The sequence below is a fragment of the Brevibacillus antibioticus genome, from assembly GCF_005217615.1.
Taxonomy (GTDB): Bacteria; Bacillota; Bacilli; order Brevibacillales; family Brevibacillaceae; genus Brevibacillus; species Brevibacillus antibioticus.
Window position 1 is genome coordinate 4,169,276 of sequence record NZ_SZNK01000001.1, and the last position, 20,600, is coordinate 4,189,875.

Consider the following 20,600-nt stretch of genomic DNA (forward strand, 5'->3'; position numbering starts at 1 on the left):
AAAGCTTTATATGCGAGCAATAAAAACGAGGAATGCAAAAAAGAGGTTTGCAGTTTCGCAAACCAGTAAGGGACACACTCTACAAATATTGAGACATGGTAGGGAACCAGAACTAACCGGACGTATCGTTGTACCGGGAAACCCGCAATACAATGAAGCCCGTCAGGAGTTTAACACCTTCTTCAATAAATTCCCTCGGGTGATTGTCTTTGCCAAGCAGACGAGAGACGTCGTCAATGCAATTCGCTGGGCACGACACCATCATGTACCGATTCGTATGCGTTCCGGCCGCCACAGCTACGAGGGATTGTCAGTAGTTAATGGTGGTATTGTCATCGACGTGAGTGACATGAATCAGGTGGATGTGAACCGAAGGAGTGGCATCGCCACGGTACAGACCGGCATAAGAGGCGGCGCCTTAAACACGGCACTTTGGAAAGAACGATTGGTGGTGCCGGTTGGACTCTGCCCAACCACCGGAATTGCCGGAGTCACTCTTGGTGGTGGTCACAGTATTTTATCTCGTCCCTACGGTCTCACACTTGACCATTTAATCGATGTAGAAATGGTCAACGCCGATGGACGCGTGCTTCATGCCAATTCCAACCAACATTCTGATCTTTTCTGGGCGTTACGTGGAGGCGGAGGTGGCAACTTTGGAGTTTGCACTACCTTTCGCTTCCGTACCCACCCAATTGAAACTGTCGGCTTTGCCGAAATCGGCTGGGAGCTCCGCGATCTGGAACGAGTGCTACGGGTCTGGCAGGACTATACGGTTCCAGGCGCCAACGAGCGTCTCACCGTTACCCTTGGGATAGCGAACGGAAAGCAGTCTTCATCCAGCTTCCCTGTATTGATGCAAGGTGTCTTCCTCGGATCTGCTAAAAAGCTGCGTCAATTACTGCAGCCATTACTTCGTGCCGGGTCGCCACAAAAAGTGGTTATTAAGGAGATACCCTGGATAGAAGCTGTTGGACTGGTAGCGAAAACTACACCTACAGCTCCTTTTCCCTTTAAAAGCGTGGGTCCCTACGTCTATCGTCCGCTACCGGAGTCTGCCATCGCAACAATACGGCGTTTTATCGATTCACCTCCTACCTCTGCGGTCTCCATCTTCCTTCACGGCTTAGCTGGTGCAGTGGCTAAGGTGCCGAATCGAGCAACAGCTTACTTCTATCGCCGTGCTTTGTATAATATGACTTCCACTGCCACCTGGAGCACACAAGCAGGATCGAAGCGAGGAATTCACTGGGTAGAGAACTGGCGCCGTGCGATGCTTCCCTTTACGCGAGGTGTTTACGTCAATACCCCCGACCTTTTTATTAAGAACTGGCAGAAGGCATACTTCGGAGAAAATTTCGATCGACTAACGCGGGTGAAGGCTCGTTACGATCCAAAAAACGTCTTCCATTTTCCACAGAGTATCCCGCCAGCCAAACGTTAAAGGCACCATATAAAACGGCACTCCAATCATGCTGAGTGCCGTTGTGATTTTAAAATTACTTGCCCATATCTTTGTGTAAATAAGGCTCCCACGCACGTTTCAACAGACGAATTCCAGCCTCAATCTCCTCGATGGTCTGCCCCCCGAACCCGAACTGAAACGCAGGCAGACCATTTTCCTGCGGATGAATCCATTTATGTGCGGTGGGATAGACACGAACGCCTGATGCAGCCGCAATTTGCGTCAACTGTTGCGGAGTGCACTCACTTTTCACTTCTACCGTTACGGACAGCCCGGCATCCTGACCTTTGACCCGGATGTACGCCCCAAAGTGTTCCTGCAAGCACTGAAGCAGCGCCCCATGCTTTTTGCGGTAAAGCGTCCGCATCTTGCGAATATGTCGCTCCCAATCGCCATTTTTCATGAACAAGGCCAGCGTCTCCTGGTGAATACGCGATGCCGACTGGTCAAAATCTGCCAATTTCTCCTGAAACACCGCCAATAACGCTCTCGGCAAAACCATATAGCTCATCCGAATTGACGGCAACAACGCCTTGGAAAACGTCCCCAAATAAATAACGCGTCCCTGCGTATCCAGCCCTTGAAGGGAAGGAATCGGCTTGCCATGGTAGCGAAACTCACCATCGTAGTCATCCTCCATGATGTAGCTCCCTGTCTGATTCGCCCAGTGTAGTAGCTTTAGCCGTTTGGCATACGGCATGACAATTCCAGAAGGGTCCTGATGAGACGGGGTGATATAAACTAGCCGCGCTCCACTCTCACTGAGCGCTTCCACATCAATCCCATCCTCCTCCAGCCTGATCGGGCACACATCATAGCCCAAATGGGAAAACACGGCACGAACACCGTGATAGCCCGGCTCTTCCATTGCAACAGCCTGTCCTCGTGTCCCGAATAAGAACCCCAACAAGCTGATTATCACCTGCGTCCCTGCACCGATCACAATTTGTTCCGGCGTAGCTCGTACACCCCGAGCTCGTCCGAGATAGCGTGCGAGCTCCTCCCGCAGCTGCGGCTCGCCTTGTCCGTCGCCGTAGTAGAGCACATGCTTGTTTTCTTCCTGCATGCATTGGTTAGTGTACTTGCGCCAACGGTCAAAAGGAAAATGCTCAGCATCTACGCGCGCTTGGTGAAAATTATATTGGATCGGGACTGCTGAGGGTGTAGGTGGAGGCATTTGGACATAAGCCGTTTTAGCTGGTGGCTGCCCTTTCTCTGAAGGTGCAGGTACAAGCCCATCCCAGTCCACATCGACCACATAAAATCCGCTGCGCTCCCGACTCTCGATGTATCCTTCTGCCATGAGCTGGTGATAGGCGCTCTCGACAGTCGTTTTACTCACTTGCAAAAATCCGCTCAAGGCCCGAACAGAAGGCAGACGCGTCCCGGAGATCAAGCGCCTCCCTTGAATTTCTGTACAAAAATAGCGATAAAGCTGCAGATAAAGAGGTTCGCTCCCTTCTACAAAGCGGGGACTAATATCTAGCAAGCCACATCCTCCTCGCTGAATAAATGAAAAACCGACGGGAGCAAAAATCCCCATCGGTACTCACGTTTCTATTACACCACTATTACGCCAAATACGCCTCTCTTACCTGCGGATTCATCAATAATGTCTGGGCATCGTCTTGCAAAATAATTTCGCCTGTCTGAATCACATAACCGCGATGCGCGACAGACAGCGCCTGATTCGCATTTTGCTCGACCAAGAGAATCGTCATGCCTTCTTTGTTCAGCTCCGTAACGATGTCAAAAATCTGCTCCACCAGAATCGGCGCCAATCCCATCGACGGTTCATCGAGCATGAGAATTTTTGGCTTCATCATCAGTCCACGAGCAATTGCCAGCATTTGCTGCTCGCCACCGGACATCGTGCCACCTTTTTGATTTACCCGTTCCTTCAGTCGCGGAAAGTAAGCGAAGGCACGCTCGACTCCTTCTTCGATCACCTTTTTATCGGATACACTGAAGGCCCCCATCTCCAAATTCTCGCGTACGGTCAGCTTGGGAAAAATGCGGCGACCTTCCGGAACGTGGGCAATTCCTGCTAAAGCAATATCATGGGTACGCATCTGTGTAATGTCTTTGCCATTAAAGATGACTTTTCCTTCTTTGGCACGGGTCTGCGCACATATCGTTTTCAACGTGGTCGATTTACCTGCCCCGTTGGAACCGATTAGCGTCACCACTTCGCCTTCGTTTACCGTTATGCTCAATCCTTTTAATGCGTGGATGCCGCCGTAATACGTATGAACGTTAGTCAGCTCTAGCAATGCCATCGATTTTCCTCCTTCTACGACACGTCCGACGCACTTTTTCCGAGATAGGCCTCAATGACGTTAGGGTTGTTGCGGATTTGTTCGGGTGTTCCTTCTGCAATTTTTCTCCCGTAATCCAGAACGTGAATGTACTCGCTAAGTCCCATGACCAGCTTCATATCATGCTCGATCAAGATAATCGTCAAATCGAGCTCTTTTTTTAGCCGACGAATAAAATCCGTCATCTCCACCGTCTCGCGAGGGTTCATCCCTGCCGCCGGTTCATCGAGCAAAATGATTTGCGGATTGGTTGCCATCGCCCGCGCGATTTCCAATCGTCGTTGCAACCCGTATGGCAGACTCCCCGCTGCTTCATTGGCAATATGCGCGATCCCGACATACTCCATGAGCTGATAAGCCTCGACGCGCGTCCGCTCCTCCTCCTGGCGTACCCGTTTGGAGTTGAACAGGATTCCAAGAATTCCTGCCGATAAGCGGCTATGCACACCCACCATGACATTTTCCAATGCCGTCATTTCTTTGAACAGACGAATGTTTTGAAAGGTACGTGTGATACCGCGACTCGCGATCTGATCGGGACGAAGCTTCTTGATGCTTTTGCCATTCAGCAGGATTTCTCCCTCGTCTGGCTCGTAAAATCCGGTAATCATATTGAAAAAAGTCGTTTTTCCGGCTCCATTCGGACCAATGACGGCCGTAATGCTTCCTTTTTCGATCCCAATCGAGACGTCTTGATTGGCTACCAATCCACCAAAGCGCTTCGTTAAATTTTTTGCCTCTAACAATGCCATGCTCATTTCCCTCCTCGTCCGCTATGACTGTTTTCCAGAAGTCAATTGGGACAGTCTGCCGAGAATCCCCAGCTTTTCTTTGCCAAACTCGCTCTTTTTGATCGCATCGAGATCGTTTTTCTTCCGTTTGGCCGGAATCAATCCGTTAGGGCGATACAAGGCAACGAGAATGAGCATAATTCCGAAAATGAGTCGCTGGAACTTGGATGGGTCCAGCTGGTTCGGCAAACTGATGATCCCCGCATTTTGCAGACCGTGCAGGAAGTTGGAAAATTCCTTCAACAGCTGTACCTGCAAGATTGTCACAAATGCGGCTCCAAGTACAACGCCTGGAATGCTGCCACTGCCGCCCAGAATAACCATGACCAATATTCCGATCGATTCCATCAGCGTAAAGGAGGTCGGATCGATAAACGTCTGCTTGGCCGCAAAGATAACACCGACGACACCAGCGAAGGAGGCACCCAATGCGAATGCAGCCAGCTTGGTATTCAACAAGGAAATCCCCATCGACTGGGCAGCCAGCTCATCCTCACGTACCGCAATCCATGCACGTCCCAAACGAGAATGCTCAAAGCGTATATTCGCCAAAACGATAAAGGCAATCACAAACAACACGATGAAGTAAAAGTAAAACGGCGTCCCCATTTGAATCCCAAACAGCTCAGGAGACGGAATCGGCGTGATTCCCTGCGGACCGTTGGTGATGTTGATGGGCTTGTCCAGGTTATTGAAGACAATGCGAATGATTTCACCGAAGCCCAAGGTCACGATCGCGAGGTAATCGCCTTTTACTCTGAGAACCGGCAATCCTAGCAATATTCCGAAAACAGCAGCCACAATCAAGCCGACTATGAGAAATGGCCAAAACCACTCACCGGAGAGCGGGAACAGATTCCCTGCAATAAACTCATTCGCTTGCGAGGTCGAGAAAATCGCGTACGCATAAGCCCCGGCAGCAAAAAACGCGACGTAACCCAAGTCAAGCAGACCAGCAAAGCCTACTACGATATTCAAGCCCAAAGCCATCGCTACGTAAATGCCTACCTGTGAGGCGACCTCCATGTAGTAACGGTTTTCACCGGCTACCAGTGGAATAATCAGGAGGAGAACGATAGCGCCAATCGCCATTTTGACCGACTTAGTGGTATTCGTGTAATAAACAACAACGATAGAAGAAAGAATGCCAAGAAACGCGATAACTGATTTATCCATCAGGTACAATGCGGCAGAAAAAGCTACAATCCAGATCAATGTGAATACGAGCGGAATTCCTTTGAACGATTTCCAAGCGAGATTTGCCATTTATTTCACCTACACTTTCTCTTTTACAGCTTCGCCAAACAGTCCTTCCGGCTTGAAGAGAAGCACGAGAATTAAAATACTGAACGCAAACACGTCTTTGTACTCTGCACCAAAGGCTCCGTTGGTCAACGGCCCCATAAAGGCACCGGACAAGGATTCGAGAAGACCGAGGAGTATGCCACCGATCATCGCACCCCGCAGGTTCCCAATCCCGCCGAGTACGGCAGCTGTAAATGCTTTTAGACCGAGGATAAAACCGATATACGGATCGATTGTCCCGTAGTTTTGCGCAAACAGAACACCTGTCGCACCACCCAGGCTGGAGCCAATCAAAAACGTAAGCATGATTACTTTGTTTACATTTATGGTCATCAGCGAAGCCGTACTCTGGTCTTGCGCGACGGCGCGCATGGCGATTCCCCACTTTGTTTTATTCACAAACAACGTCAACGCAATCATCATGACGATCGCAATTACAATTACGATCAAACCCTTTGTTGGAATCGTAGCCATACTTCCTAATGGAATCGAACCTGTAAAAAGAGCGGGACTGTTCAGATAAAACTCATTACGAGCCAGTGCTTCTGTAAAGCGTACGAGGTCCTGCAACAAAAACGATACGCCAATCGCCGAAATCAACGGCACAAGGCGAGGTGCTCCACGCAATGGTCGATAGGCAATCCTCTCAATCCCTACCCCCAAAGCACCCGTTAATACCATGGCAATTATGAGTGTTATGAAAAGTGCGACAAATGGATTCATACCTTCAAGTGCCCCTAGCGCATCAGAGATCAATAATACCTCAGTACCGATAAAGGCTCCGACCATGAAAATGTCTCCATGGGCAAAGTTGATAATTTCCAAAATCCCGTAAACCATTGTGTATCCTAAAGCCACGACTGCGTACATAAATCCAAGTGTCAATCCGTCAACCAACACCTGAGGCAAAATATTGATCATGCTTTCCCATCCCTCATTTCTCTCGTAAACTTGTACAAATTTTCTGCATTCTTTTCGTTGACTAGACTTGTTTTCTCGTGGAAAAGGGGCCAACACCGGCGTGCAGCCCCCTATCCTGATATGAGGCATGGGAGTGTGTGCGCGTTGTGTGGTGTGATTACTCGGCCTTGCCTACAAAAATAGATTTATCCTTGCCAAACTTGTAAATGAATACATCTGCATTTGTGTTGTCACCTTTTTCATCAAAGGTAACCTTGGTGAATTGACCCTGAAAATCTTTGGTCTTGTGGACTGCATCGAGGACTTGCTCGCGGGTTGGTTTTTTGCCTCCGTTCGCTTTGGCAGCTTCCAAAACACCATTGAGGATGACGTTCATAGAGTCGAAACCGTAGACAGAATAGGTTTCCAGAGGCTTGTTTGTGACTTTTTTGTACTCTTCAGCCCATTTTTTGCCCTCTTCGGTTTGCGTTACGTCCCCTGCTACTGACGTAAAGACTACACCTTCGACAGCACTACCGGCTATTTTTATCATATCAGAAGAATCTAAGCCGTCGCCACCCATAAAATAACCCTTAAATCCTTTTTCACGAGCTTGCTTGATCAAAATTCCGCCTTCTGGATAAAGACCTCCGAAAAAGATGATGTCCGGGTTTTTCACCGTTACCTGGTTAAGTACCGCGCTATAGTCCTTTTCGCCCTGGGTAATGCCCTCAAAGCCAAGGATTTGGACTCCGTCCTTTTCGAATTGCATCTTCACTTGATCGCTCAGACCTTGGCCGTATGCTGTCTTATCATGGATAATATAGGCCGTTTTTACACCAAGTGTATTTTTTGCATAAAGAGCAGCCTTTGGTCCTTGTGCGTCATCGCGAGCACAGATTCGATGGACGGTTTTCTTGCCTTCCTCCGTGAGCTTCACCCCTGTATTTGCCGGGGATACCATGACCAGCTTGCCTTCCTCGTACTTCACAGACGATGGAATCGCAACACCTGTGTTATAGTGCCCAACTACACCGTACACATCGGGATCAGAGATAAGCATCTCTGCATTGGATACCCCCATTTTCGGGTCGCCTTGATCATCCTGAGGGAAAAGCTGGAGATCAAAACCAAGTGCTTTAAACTCTTCCTTGCGCTTTTCGAGAGCGTAACCTGCGCCAGTCTTAATCGCATCTCCGACAGCAGAATTGCTCCCGGACAGAGGGGATTGTGTAGCGATTTTGATGAGGCCGCCCTCAGTCGTTGTGCCACCACTGTTGCCTGGAGCTGGCTGACTTTGCCCCCCGCTTGCGTTACTTCCGCCGCTTGAATTACTGTTTCCTGCGCAACCTGTTAATGCCATACTCACAGCCAATACCGCAGATAGAACCCCGACATAAGAACGCTTTTTCATTCAGAATGAATCCCCCTTCTATCATTCTTTGTTCTTGTTACCCAGTCCATCTACCTTGCTAGTCAGGTTGCGACTTTCAAAAGCGAAGACTCTTCGGGGATAAAGATAGATGAGGCTTGGTTGTTTTTATTTTAAAATAAATCTGATAATTTACAAGAAGTAAAATATATTTTATATACATATATCATTGATGTACAAACAATTTCCCGCAAATGGTCCCTCAAGGTAGAGGAAGTGCTGGAACGATGATTTGCCCACTCTTAACGTCGACGATGCCTGTTGCCGTTAGACGTGCATACGGCAAGTGGGTAGCCGTAAAAAACAGAATCGAATAAATCGGATCGAGATAGACATGTCCTTTGGAACGGAGATGATTTACCAAATTTTCACCCATGCTGATTACTTCCTCCATCGGAGCTGACGCGAATTTTCCAGCAAGAGGCAATGGGCATTCGCAGATGATTTTTCCTTCATCGATCAGGACGACCCCGCCTTTTATTTCCCGAATACGCTCCAGCGCTTGCGCCATTGCTTGGGGATCACGTCCGATTACGATCCAATCACCAGAAGCTGAATAGGTGCTGGCCAGCCCTTCGAGATGCTCACCGAAGCCGTGAAGCACTGCCATTGTTCGGTTGCCTCCAGTCGCATCAATAACGGCAATCAATGCCAAATTCGGATCATGCTGCAAGGATACGTATCCATCCTGATCAACGGGCATGTCCTCTAGCGACAACCGCGTGATAACGGCATTCAGCATCTGTAGCACAGGGGCCTTACCAGCTTCATCTGGGCGCAGGCGGAACCAATCAGGATGTGCCTGCTTTTTCAATGGATCTGTCAAACGCAACGAAGCTTCCTTCCATTGTGGCTGAACGGTTGGAACGAGCAGGGCTCCCTTTTCTGCAACCTGTTGTCCGTTCGCAATCACGATGGATGGAGTCGGTCGATCCTTTGCCGTCAACAGTAGCATATCCGCGATTCGGCCCGGCGCAATTCCTCCGATCTCCGCGTCCAATCCATAATAGACAGCCGGGTTCAGCGTCGCCATGACATACGCTTCCTCAGGCGGCATCCCCGCTTTCATGGCAACACGGATCGTACTATTCATGAACCCGTCACGATGCATCGGCGGCGTGCTTCCATCCGATGTCAGCATCATCCGTGAAGACCACGGCACCCCTAGCTCAAGCCATCCCTTCACCAGCTCCGGCAAATCAGGGCGAATAGAGGAATGGCGCAGTGTCGCATACATGCCCAAACGGATACGCGACAGCAAATCGGCTGCATGGATGGCCTCATGACAAGCTGTTACGCCAGCAGCCGCGGCAATGTTCAAGGTCTCGTAAGACGCTCCCGGATGATGCCCTTCCATCCTTTTACCCAAGTCCCGCGTATGCTTCAAACCAAAAAGCAACGTCTCATCCTCTTGTAAAACACCGCCCCAATTCGTCAATTCCCCGCCCTGGATCACGCGTGGATGTTCCAGCATTCGCGCCAGGTTTTCCTTGGTGAACGACGGATGTGTTTTCCCTGTCTGCGGGTCGAGTCTGCCCCAGAAAAATTGCTTCACGGGATGTGCTGCCAGAGAATCCATGATCGCTGCCGTTTGTGAGAAGGGCAGCTGCATGAGCATTAGCGAGTCCGACACCATTCCAGTCGTTCCCGTTTGCAAAGCAAAGTCAGCCAACGTGTAAGGGTTATACCATTGAAACGGATGCGCGTGGGGCTCGATGTATCCCGGCACGAGATATTGCCCAGCCGCCTCCATGATCACGGTCTGGTCATCGACCAACGGCTCTTTTTCTCCTACATAAGCAATACGTTCTCCTGCCACGACGACGTGATGCTCTTGCCATTCTTTTGTGTACACATTCAGAACGCTGGCGCCTTTTATCCAGAGGCTTGCCGGTGCCTGACGTCTGCTCACGCGAATCATGTTCAAGTAATCTCGATCTGATATGGCTCGTACGCGCATCATTTCTTCTCTCCTTGCTGGTCTTCTTCCGCTGTTTTTAAAAAATGAACGACCGTTCATCACTTTCTACAGCTTCGCCGCCCTCAATTCATTCCCCTGCAAACTTCGTGATAGTAGTAACAATTCCCACGGGTGTCTTGTCGCCATTCATCGCAGACTATCGAATAAGAAGTAATTGCGACAGGAGGACAACTCTCATGCATAAAAACGTAGGTAGAACTGATGCCATGATTCGAATGACTGGCGGTCTATTGGGCTTGGCGTATGGCATCGGAAGAATGAGTCGTCGCCCATACAATACTCCATGGCTACTCATGGCATTTTCAGCAATGAAAGTAGCAGAAGGGGCTACGCGCTTTTGTCCGATGTACGCAGCGTTAGGCATCAATACGAAAAAAGGGAATGGCATGCAGGGCATGATGGATCAGCTCAAGAAAAAAGGCGTGCAGATGGCGGTCAATCAGTTCACGCGCTCCATGAATATTGCGCCCATCAAAGACTCGAACAACAGTCAAGATGATGCGAGCAACACTCCATCAACAACCAATAAGTCAAACATACAGTATTCTTCAAGCCCACACTTATCAGCGAGCCAGGAAAAACAGCCAATCAACAATCAGCAAAACACGAAGCTTACCCCCGAGGATCAACTTCTCGAAAAGGCGGCAAGAGAGATCATTTCATTTCGCTCCCAAGAAAATAACAACAGCAACACTCGCTACCCCACGTACACGTAAGGAGAGGAGGCTCTACCTATGCTTGTCGGCCCCCAGATGTATGAATGGATGTCCCATAACTTCTTTGTTATTGCCACGATCATTGGCGTCATCGGTGTGATGGGTTATTACTTCTTTCGCACAACGCGAAAGAGAGGAAGATACCGCCAATAATGGATAAGACAAAAAGCCCGTTACATTCGCTGAAAATGTAACGGGCTTTTTTCATTTACATAATTACTTGTTGTGCATATAATTGTCATTGCAAGTATTTTTGAACGAAAGAGGGTCATTCCCCTGATCGATCATTGGCAAAAAGAACCGGTTGGATTCCTCATTGGAAATACCTACCGGAGAATGATTCTTTATGTTTCCCTTTTTTTAAAGGAGTTTGATTTGACCACGGAGCAGTTTGCCGTCCTTTATCGGCTACGAGAGGAAGAGGGTATCAATCAAAAAGAACTGGCCCAGCGCTCTGCCAAGGATCAGCCTTCCATGACACGCATTTTAGACACACTCGCAAAAAAAGGCTTTATCGAAAAGACATTGAGCGAACAAGACCGCCGCGCCTACATCATTACCCTTTCCCCGAAAGGACGGGAATGGATAGAACAGGCGATTCCTGTAGAGGCTCGTGCCGTTGCAGACCTGTTAGAGGGGATCCCTCCTGAAAAGCTGGCCTTCTTGCGGGAAATCTTGCTGGAGATTAACGAGAACATCAATAGAAAAACGACAGACTAGGAGTGACAGCATTGGGAGAGAGTAGAGAGAGACTGTGGACGAGAGATTTTGTCCTGTTAACTGTATGCAATTTGTTGTTGTTTCTCACCGTACAAATGCAGACACCAACGTTTCCTGCCTATGTGAAGGAAACGTATCAAGCCAATGATTTTGTCGTCAGTCTAGTCATTAGCTTGTTTTCACTTGCAGCAGTGCTCGCAAGGGTGTTTACCGGGGAAGCATTGAAAACAAAAAGCAGTAAAATCTTGGCGATCATAGCACTTGGATTCGTCGCGATTTTTAGTGCAGGCTATTACTGGGCGGGAAGCATTGTTTTCTTTCTGATGTTGCGAATTTTGGTCGGCATCGGCTTCGGGATGGGCAGCACGACCTTTCCGACGATTGTCACTAATGTAATTCCTACCAAACGGATCGGTGAAGGCATGGGGTATTTCGGCTTATCGACCAGCTTGGCTATGGCGCTCGGCCCGATGATTGGACTTGGCCTGTTGAATTCGTTTGGATTCGGATCGATGCTCATGGTTCTCGTGTTGTTAGTTGCTATTATTTTTCCGTTGATGCATTTTATTCGCGCCTACAATCAGCTTCCTGTGTCGTCTGGGAACGCACAAACGGTCACAGGCATTCGCCGATTTTATGATAAAAAGCTGCTGCTTCCAGCTGGACTGAATTTTTGTTTGTCTATTACGTATGGCGGGATTCTCAGCTTTTTGGCCTTGTACGGAAAAGAAGCCCACATTGAGAATGTCGGCTGGTTTTTCCTCACGAATGCACTGGCAATGGTGTTGATTCGTCCCTTTTCCGGCAAGCTGTATGATCGCAAAGGGCACATTGCCGTCTTGCCTCCCGGTGCGATTTTCGTCGGGATTAGCCTCTTGCTCCTATCCCTGACAACAACAGAGTCCTTGCTTCTCGTCTCTGCTGCCTTCTACGGGCTTGGCTACGGCATGATTCAGCCATCGATTCAGGCGTGGATGGTGAAGGTCGTCACACCTGAGCAACGCGGCATGGCGAATGGGCTGTTCTTTAATTCCATCGATATGGGTATCGCGGTTGGCTCTATGCTTCTCGGTGTCATTGCGACACATTCGAGCTACTCTGTCATGTATCGCTGGTCGGCGGCTTGCTTGCTGCTGTTCCTCATTGTTTATTTCCTTTCGCAGTTGGCTGCGGCCAAGGCGAAAAAAGCGGTGCTGACTAATGAAAACGTTGGTGTTTAGTTGAAGCAACCTATTTTCCCCATAAAAAAGCTGATCCCTATGAACAACTTTCTTCATGGGGATCAGCTACTTCGTTATAACACCTATGGACTAGTAACCAAACAACATTTATAACCTTCTGCATCCGGCTCATGATGAAAAATAATCGTCCAGGACAATGCAGAGTCAAAGATATACAGATCAAAAGTAAACCGGCTATATGATTCTAATAATCGCTTGGTACCCAGCTTGAACACTTTATTTCGGGTGAAATTTCTTCCAATCGAACTAATAGAATCCCAGAAAAATAGTACTTCTTCTTTGTCATGAAGATAATCCTTTGCTTCTTGAGCTGTTAACCCCTTGGCTATCTCTCCCCGGATAAATTGCCACAAATAACCTTTGTCCAATTTTACATACCGTTTATAAAAAAAATCCCTGACACAATCGCCCTTGACGTTGAGAAAATTATGAATGTACTGCTCTCTCAATTGGATTGACACTTCTTTAGAAAGAACGGGTATGTTTCGAATGTTCAATACATCTTCTCTATACTCAACTGGGCGATATATGTGCACAACATTTGCAGACTCGTCTGTTAGCATGAGAGTTCTAAATTCAACCTTTTCGATATCCTCATAATTCGTCATTGCAAACAGATGATGCACATCATTGGTTTGGCTTTTATGGAGCATTGCAAAGGGACCAGGGGGAATCGTCACCACGACACACCCGTCAGGAACATGAGTGATGATACTTACTCGTTTACCTATCAGTTTCTTTTCCGTAATCGAATTCCAAACTTCATAGTATAAATGACTGTCGACGACATTTTTTATTTCACACAATCTGGAATCCGGTGCTTGCAAGAACTCGTCCTGATCATAGTAACAATCTACTTCAATACCAACTATAAAAAATGCTTCAACGTCAACAACCTTTAGTCGCACGGTATCTCCCCATTTTCCAGAAATTATATAATTATTCATTGTAACACTTTTAGTCACAAACTAACTATATAATTACCAAAACACCCTTTTATTTCCTTATGAAGAGCATCTTGGTTTGCAACATAATCACCTACAGGTATTTATCGTTTTTCTCAGACTGCGTTGTATGAAGTTCGAATTAAGTTGGACGCTAACGTGAACTAACTTGTCTTTCAAAAAAAAACTGTTCCCTAGTAGAAATCCCCACTAAGGAACAGTCTCTTTTGCCATTACGACTTCTGCTGATACTTCATCGCTCGTGCCGCAATATCCGTGCGATACTGCGCCCCATCAAACGAGATCCCTTGCACCTTCGCGTACGCTGTCTCACGTGCTTGCGCCAAATCCGCTCCTGTTGCCACGACGCCAAGCACACGACCACCGCTCGTAACGATGCCTTCCTCGGTTGCCTTCGTACCTGCGTGAAACACCGTAGCTCCCTCGTTTGCCTGATCCAGTCCGTGAATCAACGCACCCTTTGGATATTCACCCGGATAACCCGGCGCTGCCATGACGACACAGACAGCACTTCCTTTTTGCCAGGTCACATCGACTGCATCGAGCTCGCCATTGATCGTTCCAACAAAAATATCGAGCAGATCTGTTTCGAGCAATGGCAAGAGCACCTGTGTCTCTGGATCGCCAAAACGCGCATTGAATTCCACGACTTTCGGTCCTTGCTCCGTAATCATCAGACCTGTATAGAGAATGCCTTTGAACGGAATGCCATCCTTGGCCATCCCTGAAGCCATCGGCTGGACGATTGTTTTGACGATCTCGTCCACCAGCTCAGCAGACATTTGCGGTACAGGGGCGTATGTTCCCATCCCGCCTGTATTGGGACCGCGGTCATCATTGAAGATTCGCTTATGATCCTGAGAAGTAATCATCGGCTTAACTGTCTCTCCATCGACGAAAGACAACAGCGACAGCTCTTCACCGAACATGCACTCCTCAATGACCACACGCGCCCCCGCTTCTCCAAAGACGCTTTCCTGCATAATCTGACGGAGTGCCTCTTCCGCTTCCTCCGCCGTTTCTGCCACAACGACCCCTTTCCCCGCTGCCAAGCCGTCCGCTTTGACAACGATAGGAGCGCCCTGCTCTCTCACGTACGCACTCGCCGATTCGTAATCCAGGAACGACTCATAGGCAGACGTCGGAATCTCGTAGCGTTTCATTAAACTTTTCGCAAAAGACTTGCTTCCCTCGATCATGGCCGCTTTTTGGTTCGGGCCATAGATCGGCAGATTGCGCTCCTGGAAAAAGTCCACAATCCCCGCCAACAAAGGATCTTCCGGGCCAACGACAGTCAGATCGATTCCCTCATCCTTGACGAATTGAACCAGTGCCGCAAAATCATGGACGCCAATCGGTATGTTTTGTGCAATTTGGGCTGTGCCCCCATTTCCTGGCGCACAGTATACCTTTGTCACTTTAGAGCTCTGCAACAGCTTCCAGGCAATCGTGTGTTCTCGACCGCCGCCACCGACCACTAATATTTTCATTGTATTTCCTCCTGTGTGAGAGGTAATCCACTCTTTCGTACGTATTAAAAAAGCGAATGTTACTCCCCAATAGCCTCTTTTAGTGCTTGAAGTGACGCGTGCCGGTAAAGATCATTGCAATGCCCGCTCGGTTGCAAGCATCAATCGATTCTTGGTCGCGAATCGAGCCGCCTGGCTGGATGATAGCGGTAATCCCTGCTTTGGCTGCCGCTTCCACGGTATCTCCCATCGGGAAAAACGCATCTGAGGCCAATACCGCGCCACTTGCCAATGCACCTGCTTGCTCGATGGCGATTTTCGCTGCCCCAACGCGGTTCATTTGGCCTGCACCCACGCCGATGGTCATATTGTCTTTTGCCAAGAGAATCGCATTCGATTTGACGTGCTTAACGACCTTCCACGCGAATTTTAGCTGTGCCAGTTCCTCTTCCGAAGGCTTGCGGTCTGTGACCACTTGAATCTCGGTTTCTTCGAGCTGCTTGTAGTCGAAGTCTTGGATGAGTGCCCCGCCTGCAACAGGAGCCACGCGGAACAGATTGTCCACTTTTTTGGCTGGTTCATTCAGCGCAGGAATACGCAAGAGGCGCAGGTTCTTTTTCTCAGCCAGAACAGCCAACGCCTCTTCGTTGAAGTCTGGTGCGATAATAATTTCCAAGAAAATCTCTTTCATCGCGAGTGCGGTGTCACGGTCAATCGGGCGGTTTGCTGCCACGATCCCACCGAAAATAGAGACAGGATCTGCTTCGTACGCTTTTTGGTAAGCGGCGCGAATATCAGCGCCAATCCCTACTCCACAAGGGTTGGAGTGCTTGATTGCAACGACAGCAGGTTCAGCGAATTCGCGTACAATCGCCAACGCTGCGTCTGCGTCATTGATGTTGTTATAGGAAAGCTCTTTTCCTTGCAGTTGACTCGCATTCCCGATGCTCAACTGATCGGACAACGGCTCACGGTAAAATGCCGCACGTTGATGTGGATTTTCCCCATAGCGTAAATCCTGTGCTTTCTCATAAGTCACGGTGTAGCTCTCAGGCAGCAGTTCGCCCACCTGCTCGCTCAAATAGCGAGAAATCAAGGCATCATAGGCAGCTGTATGACGGAAAACTTTTGCAGCCAGCTTGCGTCGGGTTTCTAGCGTAGTATCGCCATTTGCTTCAATTTCTTCTGCTACTTTTTCATAATCGGCTGCATCGACCACTACACTGACAAACGCGTGATTTTTCGCAGCAGAACGCAGCATCGTTGGTCCACCAATATCAATATTCTCAATGGCATCTTCATATGTCACGTCTGGCTTCGCTATTGTTTCCTTGAAAGGATAAAGGTTCACGACAACCAGATCAATGGTTTCAATCCCAAGGTCTTTTAGTTGCTGCACATGTTCTTCACTGTCCCTTACAGCCAAGAGGCCGCTGTGGATATTGGGATGCAACGTTTTGACGCGACCGTCCAAAATTTCTGGAAATCCAGTCACTTCAGAAATGCCAATAACGGGAACTCCCTCTGCTTTTAAAAGAGAAGCCGTACCCCCGGTAGAAATGATCTGTACCCCGGCGGCTACCAATCGACGGGCAAACGGAATCAATCCTGTCTTGTCAGAAACGCTGATCAACGCTTTTTTCACACTCACGGATAGAACCTCCTGAATTTTAGTGAAAACATGAGTAACTATTGACCAAAACACGAACAATACTTATATATTATAAAATAATTGTACGCTATTATCAATAACTTCGTCAGGAAAACAAACGCAGCCGCCCATGCCTGTTCGGCACTTGCGACTGCATCCACCTGTATTTGCTTTGATGAAATTATCGTTTTTTCTTGCCTTTGCCTGATAGCCTTTTGATGCGATCTGACAGGGAGACTGATTTGCCTTTGGCAGTCGCCCTGATTGGCTTGATCGGCTTCTTCGAATTGCGGCTCTTCGCCTTTACTTCTTTGGGCATTAAGTCCCCTAACTCTTCCATGGAGATGGATTCGCCGTCCTTTACACGATCCCTGACGCGCTCTTTCGTCTCCTCTGGCACTTCGAATCCCATATTTCCCAGCTCATCGAGCAGCGCATCTATATTGGCTCCGCCCTTCGGCATTTTTTCCGCGAGCTTCATAATATCGTTAAGCGTCCATTGCCGCCCGGTTTTTTGGCTTAGCTTATCGAGCAAGTTCGAAACAAAATCTCCGCTCAAGTCGGCCCCTCCCTTTGTGGGAATATCCCTTCCTTACTGTATGTCACAAGAGTTGATTTGGTTTGTCATGATTCGCGGAAGAAGCATAGCAGCAAAATAGGGTGAGTCGTTCATGTTAGAAGCCGACACCGTCTGAAAGGACATGAATAACATGCATGTAGGACGAGAAAACAAGAGGGTTTTTATTCTCGAAAGGGGGGGAACGTTTTAATGGACAGTAGTCCAAGTTGCGGAATGAATAACGGCAATCAAGATTGTGTACGGAGAATTTTCCGGCCTTGTGGCGCTGCGGCATGTTCCCCATACCTTATTTATCATTCTCCCTTTTTATGGGACGAGTGTATGTAAGTATCTTTATGTAGGCATGCTTGCGCAACATGGTCGTATCCCTCCGATCCTTCTTTGCGAAAGGATGAGAAAACCATGTTGAACATTTACAAAACGAATACCATGGGAAAAATAGAAGAACTGCAACAATTTGAAAAAGGCTGCTGGATCCATCTGACCAATCCTTCTGAGCAAGAAAAGCTACACGTCGTCAGGGAGTTGTCGATTGACCTTCATTTTTTACAGGATGCTCTTGATGACGAAGAAATCGGACGGATTGACAAGGAAGGAAACCGCGTGAAGCTCTACGTGGACATCCCAATCTCCACGAAAGAAGCCACGAAGGACAACTATACGACGGTTCCATTGGGAATCATGGTGACGGAAGATTATATCTTAACGGTTTGTCTGGTAGAAACGGCTGTCATGAATGAGTTTGTCCAAGGAAAAGTGAAAAGCTTTCACACGCACATGCGAAACCGGTTCGTCCTGCAAATTTTATCGAATACGTCCCATGATTATTTGCATTACTTGAAAAAAATCAACAAGCAGACAGAAACGCTGGAAAAATCGTTGCGACAATCGACGAAAAACAATGAACTGCTTACCTTGCTTGAATTGCAGAAAAGTCTTGTATATTTTTCGACGTCCCTGGAAACGAACAGTCTGTTGATCTCCCTGCTTCGGAGCGGCAGTTATTTGAAAATGTACGAAGAAGATAAGGAACTGTTGGAAGAAGTAAAAATCGAAACCAAGCAGGCCATCAAAATGACGGAAATCTATACCGCCATTTTAGGGAACATCATGAATGGCTTTGGCTCCGTCATCTCCAACAATCTGAATCGCGTAATGAAGCTGTTGACCGCCATTACCATTGTCATCACGTTACCTATGGTGATCGGCACCTTTTACGGGATGAACGTCCCGCTTCCTTTTCAGGAGCATCCGCACGCATTCACGATCATTATGATCATGTCCACCGCCATTACGTCCGTAACAGCCCTCCTGTTTTGGAGAAAGAAGTATTTTTAAAACGGATGACCAAAAAACCGACATCGTAAAAGGATGTCGGTTTCTACTTTATCTCTCGATTTACGTCAGCTGGACAAGCCTTCCTTCTAGCTTCACTCTCTCTTCTGCTAAATAGCCAATGACCTTCACCAAAAGCTCATGCTCCACAGCATGGATGCGAGCCGCCAAAGTCTCAGCCGTATCTGCTTCTTGCACCGCTACGGGAATCTGGGCAATGATCGGCCCTGTGTCCAGACCGGCATCAACCAGATGTACCGTTACCCCCGTTATCTTTACCCCGTAAGCGAGTGCCTGACCAATCGCGTCTTTTCCTGGGAAAGCAGGCAAAAGCGACGGATGCAGATTGATGATTTTTCCATCGTAGGAAGACAAAAGAGTGTCGCCCACCAACCGCATGTAGCCTGCCAGCACAACCAGCGATATATCGCGTTTTTGGAGCTGCGCGACTATTTCCTGTTCAAAAGCAGCCTTGTCTGCATACTCCTTCGGTTGAAAAACAAAGGCGTCGATCCCTAAACGCTCTGCCCGTTCCAAAACCTTGGCGCCGGGCTTGTCGCACACGAGCAAGGCAACTTCTACACCTGTGAGTCTACCGTCCTGTACAGCCTGCACGATCGCTTCAAAGTTGGAGCCGCTGCCTGAGGCGAAAATGGCCAGCCTTCTCACCATTCCACCCCGTTGTATACGACTTTGCGCTCTCCCGCTTGAATATGTCCGAGCAAATACGCCTGTTCTCCCAGCTCTTGCAGCTTTTCCATCACACTCACTGCGTCTTCCGGCTTCACGACAAGCATCATGCCAATGCCCATGTTAAACGTTTTGTACATATCCGGGTAAGAGATGTTACCCGCCTCTTGTACCAGCTCGAAGATCGGCAGCACCGGCCAGGAGCCAACGTTGATCACAGCCTGCATTCCTTCTGGAAGCACGCGTGGAATGTTTTCAGTAAAGCCGCCGCCTGTGATGTGTGCCAGCGCTCTCACTTCATGTGACTCGAGAACGGATAGCACTTGCTTCACGTAAATGCGGGTCGGTGTCAGCAGCTCTTCGCCGAGCTTTTTGCCCAATACGTCAACATGCTCATGCAGGGACATGCCCTTGTCTGCCAAAAGCACCTTGCGAACGAGTGAGAAGCCATTGCTGTGCACGCCGCTTGCAGCCAGACCGATCAGTACATCGCCAGTAGCCACGGACGCTCCCGTAATCATTTTGCTCTCGTCCACGACACCTACGGTAAAACCCGCGATGTCGTATTCGCCTTCAGCGTACATGCCAGGCATCTCGGCAGTCTCTCCACCAATCAGCGAGCAACCGGACTGGGAGCAGCCTTCCGCGATCCCTTTGACAATCGCTTCGATTTTTTCTGGAATGACCTTATCTACTGCCAGATAATCGAGGAAAAAGAGCGGCTCTGCCCCTTGAACCACTACGTCATTGACGCACATAGCGACAGCATCGATGCCGATTGTATCGTGTTTGTCCATGGCAAAAGCGAGCTTTAGCTTGGTTCCTACTCCATCTGTGCCGGAAACGAGAATTGGTTTCTCATATTTTTTAGTATCCAGGCGAAACAACGCTCCGAACCCGCCTAAATCCGTCATAACTTCCGGACGGAATGTTCGTTTGACATGCTTTTTCATGCGTTCGACAGCTTCGTTTCCCGCATCGATGTCTACGCCAGCTTGTTTATATGCTTCACTCATCGTTTCTCCCCCTACAAGAGGTTGC

General features: G+C 48.5%; 19 protein-coding genes. 6 read left to right on the forward strand and 13 right to left on the reverse strand.

The window, feature by feature from the left end; all coding sequences use genetic code 11:
- The first annotated feature begins 88 nt into the window (after window positions 1-88).
- Window positions 89-1,444: an FAD-binding oxidoreductase gene (locus E8L90_RS19860; RefSeq protein WP_137033523.1), complete on the forward strand. Its 1,356-nt coding sequence runs from the start codon at window positions 89-91 to the stop codon at window positions 1,442-1,444.
- 55 nt (window positions 1,445-1,499) lie between these two features.
- Here E8L90_RS19860 and pdxR read toward each other — a convergent pair whose 3' ends face one another.
- The 7 genes from pdxR to E8L90_RS19895 all read right to left on the reverse strand — a co-directional run bounded on the left by pdxR (window position 1,500) and on the right by E8L90_RS19895 (window position 10,171).
- Window positions 1,500-2,954, reverse strand: a complete 1,455-nt coding sequence (gene pdxR / locus E8L90_RS19865; protein ID WP_137030952.1) for a MocR-like pyridoxine biosynthesis transcription factor PdxR — start codon at window positions 2,952-2,954, stop codon at window positions 1,500-1,502.
- Window positions 2,955-3,036: 82 nt separating this feature from the next.
- A complete protein-coding gene (locus tag E8L90_RS19870) occupies window positions 3,037-3,744 on the reverse strand; it encodes an ABC transporter ATP-binding protein (protein WP_137030953.1) in 708 nt (235 codons plus the stop codon).
- Window positions 3,745-3,758: 14 nt separating this feature from the next.
- Window positions 3,759-4,535 (reverse strand): ABC transporter ATP-binding protein, encoded by a 777-nt coding sequence (locus E8L90_RS19875; RefSeq protein ID WP_106652489.1) that lies wholly within the window; start codon window positions 4,533-4,535, stop codon window positions 3,759-3,761.
- 21 nt (window positions 4,536-4,556) lie between these two features.
- Complete coding sequence (locus E8L90_RS19880; protein WP_137030954.1) at window positions 4,557-5,840, reverse strand: branched-chain amino acid ABC transporter permease; 1,284 nt, start codon at window positions 5,838-5,840, stop codon at window positions 4,557-4,559.
- A 9-nt stretch (window positions 5,841-5,849) separates the two neighbouring features.
- The gene (locus tag E8L90_RS19885; RefSeq protein ID WP_167497612.1) at window positions 5,850-6,800 is read right to left on the reverse strand and encodes a branched-chain amino acid ABC transporter permease; all 951 of its coding nucleotides are present in this window, start codon (window positions 6,798-6,800) and stop codon (window positions 5,850-5,852) included.
- Window positions 6,801-6,957: 157 nt separating this feature from the next.
- Window positions 6,958-8,193 carry a branched-chain amino acid ABC transporter substrate-binding protein gene (locus E8L90_RS19890; protein WP_137030956.1) on the reverse strand — a complete coding sequence of 412 codons (1,236 nt, stop codon included), beginning with the start codon at window positions 8,191-8,193 and terminating at the stop codon, window positions 6,958-6,960.
- 220 nt (window positions 8,194-8,413) lie between these two features.
- Window positions 8,414-10,171, reverse strand: a complete 1,758-nt coding sequence (locus E8L90_RS19895; protein ID WP_137033525.1) for an adenine deaminase C-terminal domain-containing protein — start codon at window positions 10,169-10,171, stop codon at window positions 8,414-8,416.
- 197 nt (window positions 10,172-10,368) lie between these two features.
- On the opposite strand from E8L90_RS19895, the gene E8L90_RS19900 reads away from it, so the two are divergent.
- The 4 genes from E8L90_RS19900 to E8L90_RS19910 all read left to right on the forward strand — a co-directional run bounded on the left by E8L90_RS19900 (window position 10,369) and on the right by E8L90_RS19910 (window position 12,848).
- Window positions 10,369-10,908, forward strand: a complete 540-nt coding sequence (locus tag E8L90_RS19900; RefSeq protein WP_137030957.1) for a YgaP family membrane protein — start codon at window positions 10,369-10,371, stop codon at window positions 10,906-10,908.
- 18 nt (window positions 10,909-10,926) lie between these two features.
- Entirely contained in the window at window positions 10,927-11,061 is a 135-nt protein-coding gene (locus tag E8L90_RS31130) for an EYxxD motif small membrane protein (RefSeq protein ID WP_279633659.1), read from the forward strand.
- 183 nt (window positions 11,062-11,244) lie between these two features.
- The gene (locus E8L90_RS19905; RefSeq protein WP_137033527.1) at window positions 11,245-11,628 is read left to right on the forward strand and encodes a MarR family winged helix-turn-helix transcriptional regulator; all 384 of its coding nucleotides are present in this window, start codon (window positions 11,245-11,247) and stop codon (window positions 11,626-11,628) included.
- A gap of 11 nt (window positions 11,629-11,639) precedes the next feature.
- The gene (locus E8L90_RS19910; protein WP_137030958.1) at window positions 11,640-12,848 is read left to right on the forward strand and encodes an MFS transporter; all 1,209 of its coding nucleotides are present in this window, start codon (window positions 11,640-11,642) and stop codon (window positions 12,846-12,848) included.
- An 83-nt stretch (window positions 12,849-12,931) separates the two neighbouring features.
- On the opposite strand, the gene E8L90_RS19915 is transcribed toward E8L90_RS19910, so the two are convergent.
- From E8L90_RS19915 to E8L90_RS19930, 4 genes are all read right to left on the reverse strand, one after another.
- On the reverse strand, window positions 12,932-13,816 hold the full coding sequence (locus tag E8L90_RS19915) for a hypothetical protein (RefSeq protein WP_244297320.1): 885 nt from the start codon (window positions 13,814-13,816) through the stop codon (window positions 12,932-12,934).
- A gap of 230 nt (window positions 13,817-14,046) precedes the next feature.
- Window positions 14,047-15,324, reverse strand: a complete 1,278-nt coding sequence (purD, locus tag E8L90_RS19920) for a phosphoribosylamine--glycine ligase (RefSeq protein WP_137030959.1) — start codon at window positions 15,322-15,324, stop codon at window positions 14,047-14,049.
- Between the two features lie 79 nt (window positions 15,325-15,403).
- Window positions 15,404-16,954 carry a bifunctional phosphoribosylaminoimidazolecarboxamide formyltransferase/IMP cyclohydrolase gene (gene purH, locus E8L90_RS19925; protein ID WP_137030960.1) on the reverse strand — a complete coding sequence of 517 codons (1,551 nt, stop codon included), beginning with the start codon at window positions 16,952-16,954 and terminating at the stop codon, window positions 15,404-15,406.
- A 181-nt stretch (window positions 16,955-17,135) separates the two neighbouring features.
- Window positions 17,136-17,513: a hypothetical protein gene (locus E8L90_RS19930; protein ID WP_137030961.1), complete on the reverse strand. Its 378-nt coding sequence runs from the start codon at window positions 17,511-17,513 to the stop codon at window positions 17,136-17,138.
- A 423-nt stretch (window positions 17,514-17,936) separates the two neighbouring features.
- Between E8L90_RS19930 and E8L90_RS19935 the strand changes: the two genes are divergently transcribed.
- Entirely contained in the window at window positions 17,937-18,872 is a 936-nt protein-coding gene (locus E8L90_RS19935; RefSeq protein ID WP_137030962.1) for a magnesium transporter CorA family protein, read from the forward strand.
- Window positions 18,873-18,932: 60 nt separating this feature from the next.
- Here the strand turns inward: E8L90_RS19935 and purN are convergent, their stop codons facing one another.
- Together purN and purM are read right to left on the reverse strand one after the other, a co-directional pair.
- The gene (gene purN / locus E8L90_RS19940; RefSeq protein WP_137030963.1) at window positions 18,933-19,541 is read right to left on the reverse strand and encodes a phosphoribosylglycinamide formyltransferase; all 609 of its coding nucleotides are present in this window, start codon (window positions 19,539-19,541) and stop codon (window positions 18,933-18,935) included.
- Window positions 19,535-20,575: a phosphoribosylformylglycinamidine cyclo-ligase gene (gene purM / locus E8L90_RS19945; RefSeq protein WP_137030964.1), complete on the reverse strand. Its 1,041-nt coding sequence runs from the start codon at window positions 20,573-20,575 to the stop codon at window positions 19,535-19,537. Before purM ends, purN begins: the two co-directional genes overlap by 7 nt.
- Window positions 20,576-20,600 lie beyond the last annotated feature (25 nt).

Excerpts from the sequence above, each read along its gene's own strand:
- E8L90_RS19870 (WP_137030953.1), bottom strand. The coding sequence starts at position 3,744 with ATGGCATTGCTAGAGCTGACTAACGTTCATACGTATTACGGCGGCATC.
- E8L90_RS19875 (WP_106652489.1), bottom strand. The coding sequence starts at position 4,535 with ATGGCATTGTTAGAGGCAAAAAATTTAACGAAGCGCTTTGGTGGATTG.
- E8L90_RS19880 (WP_137030954.1), bottom strand. The coding sequence starts at position 5,840 with ATGGCAAATCTCGCTTGGAAATCGTTCAAAGGAATTCCGCTCGTATTC.
- E8L90_RS19885 (WP_167497612.1), bottom strand. The coding sequence starts at position 6,800 with ATGATCAATATTTTGCCTCAGGTGTTGGTTGACGGATTGACACTTGGA.
- E8L90_RS19890 (WP_137030956.1), bottom strand. The coding sequence starts at position 8,193 with ATGAAAAAGCGTTCTTATGTCGGGGTTCTATCTGCGGTATTGGCTGTG.
- E8L90_RS19895 (WP_137033525.1), bottom strand. The coding sequence starts at position 10,171 with ATGCGCGTACGAGCCATATCAGATCGAGATTACTTGAACATGATTCGC.
- E8L90_RS19900 (WP_137030957.1), top strand. The coding sequence starts at position 10,369 with ATGCATAAAAACGTAGGTAGAACTGATGCCATGATTCGAATGACTGGC.
- E8L90_RS31130 (WP_279633659.1), top strand. The coding sequence starts at position 10,927 with ATGCTTGTCGGCCCCCAGATGTATGAATGGATGTCCCATAACTTCTTT.
- E8L90_RS19905 (WP_137033527.1), top strand. The coding sequence starts at position 11,245 with ATGATTCTTTATGTTTCCCTTTTTTTAAAGGAGTTTGATTTGACCACG.
- E8L90_RS19915 (WP_244297320.1), bottom strand. The coding sequence starts at position 13,816 with ATGAATAATTATATAATTTCTGGAAAATGGGGAGATACCGTGCGACTA.
- purD (WP_137030959.1), bottom strand. The coding sequence starts at position 15,324 with ATGAAAATATTAGTGGTCGGTGGCGGCGGTCGAGAACACACGATTGCC.
- E8L90_RS19935 (WP_137030962.1), top strand. The coding sequence starts at position 17,937 with ATGTTGAACATTTACAAAACGAATACCATGGGAAAAATAGAAGAACTG.
- purN (WP_137030963.1), bottom strand. The coding sequence starts at position 19,541 with ATGGTGAGAAGGCTGGCCATTTTCGCCTCAGGCAGCGGCTCCAACTTT.
- purM (WP_137030964.1), bottom strand. The coding sequence starts at position 20,575 with ATGAGTGAAGCATATAAACAAGCTGGCGTAGACATCGATGCGGGAAAC.